Source organism: Microbacterium sp., from assembly GCF_039812165.1.
Lineage (GTDB): Bacteria > Actinomycetota > Actinomycetes > Actinomycetales > Microbacteriaceae > Microbacterium.
The window spans coordinates 1-10,156 of sequence record NZ_JBDIAB010000105.1; the positions used below are offsets into that span (position 1 = coordinate 1).

General features: G+C 72.3%; 8 protein-coding genes. 3 read left to right on the top strand and 5 right to left on the bottom strand.

Annotation, left to right across the window (positions count from 1 at the left end; all coding sequences use genetic code 11):
* Together WML84_RS09325 and WML84_RS09330 are read right to left on the bottom strand one after the other, a co-directional pair.
* Positions 1–406: hypothetical protein (locus WML84_RS09325; RefSeq protein WP_347345870.1), on the bottom strand; the 406-nt coding region annotated here is incomplete at its 3' end.
* 23 nt (positions 407–429) lie between these two features.
* The gene (locus tag WML84_RS09330) at positions 430–897 is read right to left on the bottom strand and encodes a DUF6220 domain-containing protein (protein ID WP_347345871.1); all 468 of its coding nucleotides are present in this window, start codon (positions 895–897) and stop codon (positions 430–432) included.
* Between the two features lie 181 nt (positions 898–1,078).
* On the opposite strand from WML84_RS09330, the gene WML84_RS09335 reads away from it, so the two are divergent.
* Positions 1,079–3,184, top strand: coding sequence for a GAF domain-containing sensor histidine kinase (locus WML84_RS09335; RefSeq protein WP_347345872.1), 2,106 nt, complete (start codon positions 1,079–1,081; stop codon positions 3,182–3,184).
* Positions 3,181–3,873 (top strand): response regulator transcription factor, encoded by a 693-nt coding sequence (locus WML84_RS09340; RefSeq protein ID WP_347345873.1) that lies wholly within the window; start codon positions 3,181–3,183, stop codon positions 3,871–3,873. Before WML84_RS09335 ends, WML84_RS09340 begins: the two co-directional genes overlap by 4 nt.
* A gap of 15 nt (positions 3,874–3,888) precedes the next feature.
* Here WML84_RS09340 and WML84_RS09345 read toward each other — a convergent pair whose 3' ends face one another.
* Positions 3,889–4,461, bottom strand: a complete 573-nt coding sequence (locus WML84_RS09345; RefSeq protein ID WP_347345874.1) for a DNA-3-methyladenine glycosylase I — start codon at positions 4,459–4,461, stop codon at positions 3,889–3,891.
* Between the two features lie 14 nt (positions 4,462–4,475).
* Between WML84_RS09345 and WML84_RS09350 the strand changes: the two genes are divergently transcribed.
* On the top strand, positions 4,476–4,805 hold the full coding sequence (locus WML84_RS09350) for a DUF222 domain-containing protein (RefSeq protein WP_347345875.1): 330 nt from the start codon (positions 4,476–4,478) through the stop codon (positions 4,803–4,805).
* Between the two features lie 387 nt (positions 4,806–5,192).
* Here the strand turns inward: WML84_RS09350 and WML84_RS09355 are convergent, their stop codons facing one another.
* Both WML84_RS09355 and WML84_RS09360 read right to left on the bottom strand, forming a co-directional pair.
* Positions 5,193–7,907: a cation-translocating P-type ATPase gene (locus WML84_RS09355; protein ID WP_347345876.1), complete on the bottom strand. Its 2,715-nt coding sequence runs from the start codon at positions 7,905–7,907 to the stop codon at positions 5,193–5,195.
* Between the two features lie 153 nt (positions 7,908–8,060).
* Positions 8,061–10,156, bottom strand: a 2,096-nt coding sequence (locus tag WML84_RS09360; RefSeq protein WP_347345877.1) for an acyl-CoA dehydrogenase, incomplete at its 5' end; no start/stop codon positions are given.

Here is a 10,156-nt window from a genome sequence, read left to right on the forward strand (position 1 = left end):
CCGCACCCACCGGGGCGCCCACGGCGACGGTCAGCAGCACCTCGACGATGGCGGCGGCCGCCGCCACCGCCATCGCGCCCGCCGTGAGCCCCTCGCGCCGGAGCGGCCGGACGACCTGCCGCGGCAGGAACCACGCCAGCGCCGCCACGATCGACGCGGCAGCGCTCAACGGCAGGCCGACCACGACCTTCTCCTGGACGAACCCGGCATCCCGCTGCGCGAGCACGACGACGACGACCACGCGCACGACGAGCGCCGCGAGCCCGCCCGCGACGAGAATCCCGACCGTCCGCGACGACGGACCGCGTCCGCTCGCGCGACCCGCGCTCGCGAGGGCGAGCCCCCAGCAGGCCGCACCGACGGCGGCGAGCCCCACGTAGCCGAGGCCGAGGAACAGGGCGATCACGGAAGCCTCCGGTCGGCCGCGCCTCAGCCGGCGGCGGAGGACGCCCGGGCGCCGGCGGGCTCCGACGCCTCGGCCGCGCGCACGCGCGGTCCCATCCTCCGCACCCGGCTGAACACCACGACCGTGAGCAGCAGCAGGATCGTGCCGCCGAGCCCGTGCAGCGCGAGGATGTACGGCGTCGCGCCCGGGGTCGACTCGTTCGGCGGCGGGGTCGCGCCCAGCGCCCCGGCCACGATGAAGTACACCGTCTGGAGCGCGAGCAGCACGAGGCACACGAAGGTGAGCACGATGTTCGAACGGCCGATCCGGGCGACGAACCCGAGCACGATCCACACGATCAGCAGCACCGGCAGGACGAACCTGCCGTTCATGCCGTGGAACCGGAACAGCTCGTCCTCCGGCGGAGAGAAGAACCCGAGTGCCGCGAGGTAGAGCTGCGCGATGAGCGACAGGGTCAGCAGGGCGTTGACCACGAGGAATGCCTTGCGCATGAGAGTCCCCTCTCGTCGAACGTCCGTCGGGCACGGACGGCTTCACTGGGCGGCACGCTACGCGCCGCCGCACGGTGCTCGACACCGCGCTGGCCGCAGGATCGCCTGCGGAAATCCGCAACGTCGCCGGTGGCTCACCCCCACGACAGCGACCGGCGCGAGGTCCATCATGGAAAGTGCCATGACCACCAGCGCGCTGTCGGGCGACCTGTCCGGCCTCCGACTGCGGGGAACCGCCCGCTCGCGCGACACCGTGCGCCTGGCCGCCACCTGGGCGCTCATCGGCGTGAGCGCGACCTGCTGGGTCGTGGTCTGCGTGGTCGCCGTTCCCGCCGACCCGGGTGACCTCGTGCCGTGGATGGCGATGTACGTCGTGACGATCGTGGTCGCGGCGGTCGTCCTGGCGCGGCGGCCCCGGCATCCGCTCGCCCCCTGGCTGGCGCTCGGCACCGTGGTCGCCGTCTTCGAGCTCGTGACGTACGTCCTGCGCGCGGAGCTCGCGGCCGACGCGCCGGGCGCGACGATCGCGCTGTGGAACTTCGCTCAGCAGTGCGGCTACCTGATCCCGGCGATCGCGAGCGCGCGGATCCTCGGGCTGTTCGCCGACGGGGTGGTCCGGCGCCGCTCCGAGCGCATCGCGCTGCGGCTCACCTGGCTGGTGCTCCTGGTTCCCGTCGTGCTGCTGCTGGGCAGCACCCGGGTCGTGCTGCCGTTCTACGTGCACGCCGACGCACCGGTGCCGAACCCGTGGGGCGGCTCGCTCCTCTCGATCGACCCGCGCCTGGGCGGTGCCGTGCTGGAGGCCTCCGGCCCGCTCGTCGCGTGCGTCGGGGCGGTGCTGCTGGTCCTCCGCTACCGACGGGCCGATCCGCGAGCGCGCCGCGCGATGCGCTGGCTGCTCCTCCCCGTCACGCTCATGCCCATCCCGCTCGTCTTCCAGGCCATCCCGACCGACGAGATCCTCATCACTCTCGCGTGGAGCGTGGTCGTCATCGGCTTCACCGTGGCGATGGGACTCGGCGTGCTGCAGCCGGCCCGCCTCAACGCCGACCACGTGATCCGCGGGTCCGTGATCTACGGGCTCCTCTGGACGCTCATCGCCGTGGTGTTCGTGGTCGTGGCCTCCACGGCCGGCACGGCGGCGAGCGCCCTGCTGCCGGTCGGCTGGGCCGCGACGGTCGCGCTGGTGATCGCCGTGGTCGTCCAGCCCGTTCGCGCGCGCCTGGAGAGACTCGCCGACCGCTGGGTGTTCGGAGCCCGCACCGATCCGACGCAGCTGGTCGTGGGGCTCGGCGAGTCGCTCGCGACGATCGACGACCTCGACGCGCTCCTCCCCCGCATGCGGGCCACGCTCGAGGACGGCATGGGCCTGCGCTGGGCACGCGTGCGGCTGCTGCGCAGCGACGGCGGGGCGGATGCCGCGGACGACGGATCGCCCGACGACCACGACGACCGGCATCCCGTGCTCGTCGTCCCGATCGAGGTCGAGGGCGAGCGCGTGGGGATGCTGGAGTGCGGACCGAAGACGTCGGGTCGTCTCAGCGGCTCCGACGTCGCGATCATCGAGACGTTCGCGCGGCAGGCCGGCATGGCGGTCCGCAACGTGCGGCTGACGCGCGAACTGGCCGACCAGGCCGAGCTCCTGCGCGCCTCGCGCGCCCGCCTGGTCCGCGCGCAGGAGCAGGAGCGCCGCCGCATCGAGCGCAACATCCACGACGGCGTGCAGCAGGACCTCACCGCGCTCATCGGCCTGGTCGGTCAGGCGCGGCAGGAGCACGAGCACGGCTCCGGACCCCTCGGCGAGGAGCTCGCCCAGACGCAGGAGGGGCTGCGCCGCGTGCTCGCCGACCTGCGCGACCTGGCCCAGGGCATCCATCCCGCGCTGCTGAGCGATCGCGGTCTGCTCCCCGCCGTCGAGGCGCTGGCGGGCCGGCATCCCGTTCCCACGACGGTGCACGCAGACCCGGGCCTCCGCAGCGCCGTCCTCCCCGACGACGTCGAGGGCGCCGCCTACTTCACGATCGCGGAGGCGCTCGCGAACACGCTGAAGCACGGCGTCGCCGCCCACCTCGAGATCGCCCTCCACGTCGAGGGCGACGTGCTCACGGTGTGCGCGCGCGACGACGGCGTCGGCTTCGAGCCCGAGCGCGTCTCCGGCAGCGGCCTGGCGAACCTGCGCGAACGGGTCGCCGCCGTCGGCGGACGGCTCGACGTCGCTGCCCGTCCCGGGGGCGGGACGGCGGTGTCGGCCGCGTTCCCGCTCACCGCCGAGCGGGGGCGACGATGACGACGCGGCTCCGCGCGGTCGTCGCCGACGACCACTACCTGGTCCGCGAGGGCGTGCGGCGAGCGCTCACCGCCGACGGCACGATCGAGGTGATCGCCGTGGTGGGCGACGCCGAGGAGCTCGAGCGGGTGGTGGACCGCGAGGTGCCCGACGCTGTCGTGACCGACATCAGGATGCCGCCGACGCACGGCACCGAGGGGATCGAGGCGGCGCACCGCATCCGCCTGCGGCATCCCACGATCGGCGTCGTCGTGCTCTCGCAGTACAACGACGCGGCGTACGCGATGGACCTGCTCCGCGGCGGCACCGCCGGCATGGCGTACCTGCTGAAGGAGCGCATCGGAGATCCTCGGACGCTCATCCGCGCGGTCACGACCGTCGCCGAGGGCGGCTCGCAGATCGACCCCGACGTCGTGGCGTCTCTCGTCCACGCCGGCCGCGCCTCGTCGCACCTGGCGGCCCTGACCGACCGCGAGCGGGACGTCCTCGGGCTCATGGCGCAGGGGCGCACCAACGCGGCGATCGCGCAGGAGCTGCACCTGTCCGAGTCCTCGATCGAGAAGTACGCGTCCTCGCTGTTCTCCAAGCTCGGGCTCTCGGACGAGCGACATGTCCACCGACGGGTGGCTGCCGTGCTGGCCTATCTGCAGGACCAGCGGAGCGCCCGGCCGATCGAGCCGGACCGCTGAGCCGGGTCTGCGCCGTCAGCTCACCCGCCAGCATCCGTCGACGTGGTCGTCGACCATGCCGGCGGACTGCATGAGCGCGTACATCGTCGTCGGGCCGACGAAGCGGAAGCCGCGCTTTCGCAGCGCCTTGCTCATCGCCACCGACTCCGGCGTGGTCGCCGGCACGTGGGCGAACGATGCCGGCCGCCGGTGCTCCACGGGGGCGAACGACCACAGCAGCGCGTCGAGCTCGCCCTCGGCCAGCTCGGAGACGAGGCGGGCGTTGGAGATCGTGGCCTCGATCTTGGCGCGGTTGCGGACGATGCCGGCATCCGCCATCAGCCGTTCGACGTCGTCCGAGTCGAACGCCGCGACCGTCTCGGGATCGAACCCCGCGAACACCTCGCGGAAGCGCGGACGCTTGCGCAGGATCGTGATCCAGCTGAGGCCGGCTTGGAAGCCTTCGAGGCTCATCTTCTCGAACAGCGCCCGGTCGCCGTGCAGCGGCCGCCCCCACTCCTCGTCGTGGTATCGGCGGTACTCGGCGTCGTCGCCGACCCAGGCGCAGCGCGCAAGGCCGTCGGTGTCGATCCGCACGTCGAGGGTCATGCTCCGAGCCTACGGTGGGCGCGGCACCCGGGTTGACCTCGGACGAGCTGCGGGTCCTGTCGATCAGGGCGGAAGCGACCCTCGACCCGGACAGGGTGGAGGGGAAGGAGCGGGAGCTGCGCGACGCCCGCTACCTGATCGTCCGGGAGGACCGCACGGGCGCGATCCTCGTCGACGGCAGGCTCGACCCCGAGACCCGCGCGCCGATCGAGGCCGCCTTCGACGACATCGGCGGCGGCATGCTCCGCCGGCGCGACGAGGACCATCGTCGACAGGGCGTGGGAGACCGCTGTGGGCACGGCCCGCTTCGCGCGCGTTCGGCCGGACAAGGGACGGCTCCATGACGTCTCCGCCGACGCGGTGACGCGCAGACGCGCCGTCGCCCCTAGGCTTGGGGTGGAGTTACGCGTCCCGACCTCGTCGGTCCGGCTGTCCCCAGCGGCCGGAGCCTCCAGACCTGTCCCCAGCAGGTCGCGGTGTCGCGCAGCGTCCCGGTTCCCTCGCGTCTGAGCTTCCTAGGGCGATACGGCGCGAGGGAACCGTCTCACCAAGGTGCAGACGATGCCCCAGACATCGACCGCGTAGACCCCAGTCTCCCCAGTCCCCAGATCGGCTCTCCGGCAGTCCCAACCACCGGATGCGAGCCGAGAAAAACGCTACCACAGTGTCCACCGTTTGGGGGACACCTCGACGGGCCGCGAGGCCGGCGTGGCGGGGTCGCGCGGATGCCGTCAGCCGCGGTCGCGTACGCGCCTGCGCACCCACTTCTCGGCCTCGACGACCACGGGCACGACGAGGGAGAGGGCGAGGCAGATGAGCCACTGGTCGCCGGTCAGTCCGACCGTCCCCAGCAGCCGCTGCATGAAGCCGACCTCGACCGAGACGACCGTGAGCGCGGTGGGGATCGCGAGCCACTTCACGGCGCCCACGATCGGCGGGACGAGCCCCGACTCCGGGTCGCGACGGATCGCGAGGCCGCCCAGCACGGCACCGAGGCCCGAGACCACGAACGCCATCGTCATCGGGGCGTTCGGCTCGGTCGGGCTCAGCTCGGCGGGCCACAGCAGCAGCGGCACGAGCGTCGTGGCGAACATGAGGGCGCCGTAGCACAGCCACTGCACCACCGCACGCGGGCGGGCGATCGTCACCGACGGATCCCGCGGCGGTCGCGACATGATGTCGGCCGGCACCGGGTCGAGCATGATCACCACCACCGGGAAGATCGTGATGAAGAAGTTCAGGAACAGCACCATGAGCGGCGTCAGCGGCACGCCGTCGTTGACGTCGAAGACGCTCGCCACGAGGAACAGCAGCACGAGCGAGAACAGCAGCGACATCTGGAAGCGCACGTAGCCGACGATCTTCTCGTAGATGTCGCGCCCGAGCCTGATGGCGGTCACGAGCGTGCCGAAGTTGTCGTCGGTGAGGATCATGTTGCCCGCCTGCTTCGTCACCTCGCTCCCCGAGCCCATCGCGACGCCGATGTCGGCCTGCTTGAGCGCGGCCGCGTCGTTGACGGCATCCCCCGTCATCGCGACGATCGCGCCCTGCTCCTGCATGAGCCTGGCCAGACGCAGCTTGTCCTCGGGCGTCACGCGGCCGAACACGTGGATGTCCGGCAGCGCGGCCTTCAGCTCGTCGTCGCTCATCGCGTGGATCTCCGAGCCGCTCGCCGCTCCGGGGCCCAGGCCCAGCTGTGCGCCGATCGCGGCCGCGGTGATGGCGTGGTCGCCGGTGATCATGCGCACCTCGATGCCGGCCCGCTGGGCGGTGCGCACGGCATCCGTCGACGACGGCCGCAGCGGGTCGATGATGCCGACCAGCCCGCAGAACACCAGGTCGGACGTCTCGGCCATCGGGTCGGCGGCGACCTGCTCGTCGCGGCCCTCGAGCACGCGATAGGCGAAGGCGAGCACGCGCAGGCCCCGCTCCGACAGCGACCGGTTCGCCTCGACGATCTGCTCGCGGACGTCGGACAGCGGCACGGTCGTCCCGTCGGCGGTCAGCGCGCGCGAGCACCGCGCCAGGAGCACGTCCGGACCGCCCTTGACGATCGCCGTGAGCGTCGTCTCGGGCCCGTCGCCCCAGGGCACGTGGTGGAAGGTCGCCATGAACTTGTACGCGGAGTCGAACGGCACCTCCGCGAAGCGCGGATACCGGCGCCGGGTCAGCTCGGCGTCGGCCCCCATCTTCGCGGCCAGCACGATGAGCGCCGCCTCGGTGGGGTCGCCCACCACGACGCCGTCGTCGGACACGGTGGCGTCGCTGCACAGGCACAGCCCGTACGCGAGCGCGGTGAAGTCGGGCTCGTCGGCGCCCGCCGCGTGCCGGATCTCGCCGGTCTTCGCGTAGCCGCTCCCCGCGACGGTGAACCACTCGTCGCGGAAGTACAGCGACTCGACCGTCATCTCGTTCATCGTGAGCGTGCCGGTCTTGTCGGAGTTGATCGCGCTCGTCGCGCCCAGCGTCTCGACGTCGGCGAGGTTCTTCACGACCGCGCGATGCTCGGCGAGCTGCCTCGATCCGTACGCGAGCATGCCCTGCACGAACGTCGGCAGACCGGACGGGATCGCCGAGACCGCCATCGAGATGCCGAGCAGCATGACCGACCCGAACGTGTGCCCACGCAGCAGGCCGATCACGACGATGATCGCCACGGCGCCCCATGCCACGATGCCGAGCACGCGCGTGAGCGCGCCGAGCTCGCGCTGCAGCGGCGAGGCCGCCGGCACGACGGCCGACAGCATCGAGGCGATGCGGCCCATCTGCGTGGCCATCCCGGTCTCGGTCACCACGATGGTCGCGGTGCCGCGCGTGACGAGGGTGTTCTGGAAGACCATGTTCGAGCGGTCGCCGAGCACGGTGTCGGGGTCGGGGAGGGTCGCGGCGTCCTTCGCGATCGGGATGCTCTCACCGGTGAGCGCCGACTCCTGCGTCTCGAGCGTCGCCGAGCGCAGCAGCCTGCCGTCGGCCGGGACCAGGTCGCCCGCCTCGAGGTTCACGACGTCGCCGGGCACGAGCTCCGTCGCCGGCAGCTCGCGGAGCGTGCCGCCCCGCACGACCCGCGCCCGCGGGACCTGCAGGTTCGAGAGCGCGTCGACGGATGCCTGGGCCTTCAGCTCCTGCCGCGCGCCGAGCACGACGTTGAGCACGACGAGTGCGGCCACGAGCACCGCCACCGACGCCTGGTGGATGAAGAAGCTCACGACCACGACGGCCACGAGCATGAGGTTCATCGGGTCGGCCAGCTGACGCAGCGCCAGCTGCCACACCGAGGGCGAGGGCTCCGCGGCGATCGCGTTGGGCCCGTAGCGCTTCCGTCGCGCGGCCGCCTCGGCGTCGGCGAGGCCGTCCTGCGCGTCCGACCCGAGGGCGGTCACGACCGCCTCGCCGTCTCGCGTGTACCAGTCCTCGTGCGCTGCGGCATCCGATGTCGCGATCGTCATGACAGCCCCTCCCGTGACCGGGGCGACGGTGAGCGGCCCCTCATCGAAGTCTCCCACGCGCCCGCGCGCGCCGACAGCGATCGTGCGAGGAGGAGGGTGAGCCCGGCGGAGGGGGGTGGGGGTAACGGATGCCGTCACGCCGGGCTCACCGGATCATTTCCGGTGCAGGCTCTTCTCGGTGAGAGGAGCCCGACCGGACGCTGCGAGCCCGGTGTAGTACGCGCGCGCGTCGTTCTGCCGATCGCGCTCGGCGCCGGAGGCGATGGGCGCGCGCACGTGCTCGGGGGCGAAGCCGAAGGCGTCCACCAGATCCTGCGCGTGCGGACGCAGCCGCAGGCACAGGCGGTCGACGTATCGGGAGACGGCCGCGGCGCGCTGGGCCGAGAGCCGTCCGTTCACGAGGTACCAGGCGAGGTGGCGCTCGACCAGCGTGAGCCCGAACAGGTCGCGCAGCCACGTGAGCACCTGCCGGGTGCCGGGGTCGTCGATCGCGGCGACGACGTCGGAGAACGCCTCCCATTGCAGCAGCTCGCCGTGGGCGCGGGCGGCCTCGATGAGCTCGGCCTGGTTCGCGTTGAACAGGGCCGCCGCCTCTGCCGGACTGGCCTTCGCGGCCGGACGCAGCCGCGCGGCGAGGTCGGCGACCATGTGCTCGACGCGGTCGGCGAGCAGCTCGTGCTGCTGCTCGACGCGCAGCCCCAGCTCCACCGAGCGCGCGGTCGAACCGAGGTCGGCGACGGTCTGGCCGAGCTGACGCAGGCCCGCGCCGTGGAACACGCGGTCGGCCGTCTGCCCGACCGCGAAGCGCGCGAGCGCCGCGGCATCCTTCGTCTTGAACCGCTTCGCGTAGTCGCTCAGCAGCCGCTTGCCCACGAGCTGCAGCAGCACGTTGTTGTCGCCCTCGAACGTGACGTAGACGTCGAGGTCGTGGTGGAGGCCGACGAGCCGGTTCTCGGCCATGAACCCCGCGCCGCCGCACGCCTCGCGGCACTCCTGGATCGTGTCCAGCGCGTTCCACGTCGACAGCGGCTTCAACGACGCGGCGAGCGTCTCGAGGTCCTCCCGCGCGGCGGGGGTGTCGTCACGCCCGCTGAACACGTCGTCGAACGCGCGCACCAGCTCGTCGCCCGCGCAGAACTGCGCGTAGACCTGGGCGAGCCGTGGCAGCAGGCGACGCTGGTGCTTGCCGTAGTCGAGCAGCACGACCTCGTCGGTGCCGATGCCGGAGTCGAACTGGCGGCGCTGGTTCGCGTACGTGATCGCGATGTGCAGCGCCAGAGCGGTGGCCGTCGTCGCGGCGCCGTCGAGCGAGACGCGCCCCTGCACGAGTGCGCCGAGCATCGTGAAGAACCGGCGGCCGGGGCTCGCGATCTCGCTCGAGTACGTGCCGTCGGCGGCGACGTCGCCGTAGCGGTTCAGCAGGTTCTCGCGCGGGATGCGCACCTGGTCGAAGTGCAGGCGCCCGTTGTCGATGCCGTTGAGCCCGCCCTTGACGCCGTCGTCCTCGCCGCCGACGCCGGGGAGGAACCGCCCCTCGTCGTCGCGCAGGGGCACGAAGAAGCAGTGCACGCCGTAGTCGACGCCGCCGGTGATGAGGTGCGCGAACACCGTCGCGGCCTTGCCGTGGAGCGCCGCGTTGCCGAGGTACTCCTTCCAGGCGCCCCGGAACGGCGTGTGGATGACGAACTCCTCGGTCGCCGGGTCGTACGTGGCCGTCGTCCCGATCGAGGCGACGTCCGACCCGTGGCCGGTCTCGGTCATCGCGAACGCGCCCGGCAGCTCCAGGCTCATCACCCGCCGCAGCCAGCGGTCGTGGTGCTTCTTCGTGCCGAGCTGATGGATCGCCGACCCGAACAGTCCCCACTGCACGCCCGACTTGATCTGCAGGCTCGGGTCGGCGAGCACCAGCTCCATGAACCCGGTGACGTTGGCGCCGTTGTCGCCCAGGCCCCCGTACTCCTCCGGGTACGCCCGCTGCGACCCGCCGTTGTCGACGAGCAGGTGCAGCTGCGCGAGCACGCGCTCGCGGTGCTCGGCCATCGGCATGCCCTCGACGCGCCAGAACGCCGGGTCCTTGATGAGCTCGCGCACCTCGCGTCGCGTCGACGCCCACGTGCCCAGCAGCAGATCGGTGACGGCATCCACGTCGATGCGGGGCTCGGATGCCTCCGCCGCCGTGTGCGGCGCGGTCGGGGCTCCGCCGGCGGGCGTGCGCCTGCTCGTGGCAGGCCTGACGGTGGCGTCGGTCA

Bases quoted from the DNA above. Each gene is read 5' to 3' on its own strand.
- WML84_RS09355 (WP_347345876.1), bottom strand. From the start codon at position 7,907: ATGACGATCGCGACATCGGATGCCGCAGCGCACGAGGACTGGTACACG.
- WML84_RS09345 (WP_347345874.1), bottom strand. From the start codon at position 4,461: ATGACCCTCGACGTGCGGATCGACACCGACGGCCTTGCGCGCTGCGCC.
- WML84_RS09330 (WP_347345871.1), bottom strand. From the start codon at position 897: ATGCGCAAGGCATTCCTCGTGGTCAACGCCCTGCTGACCCTGTCGCTC.
- WML84_RS09340 (WP_347345873.1), top strand. From the start codon at position 3,181: ATGACGACGCGGCTCCGCGCGGTCGTCGCCGACGACCACTACCTGGTC.
- WML84_RS09335 (WP_347345872.1), top strand. From the start codon at position 1,079: ATGACCACCAGCGCGCTGTCGGGCGACCTGTCCGGCCTCCGACTGCGG.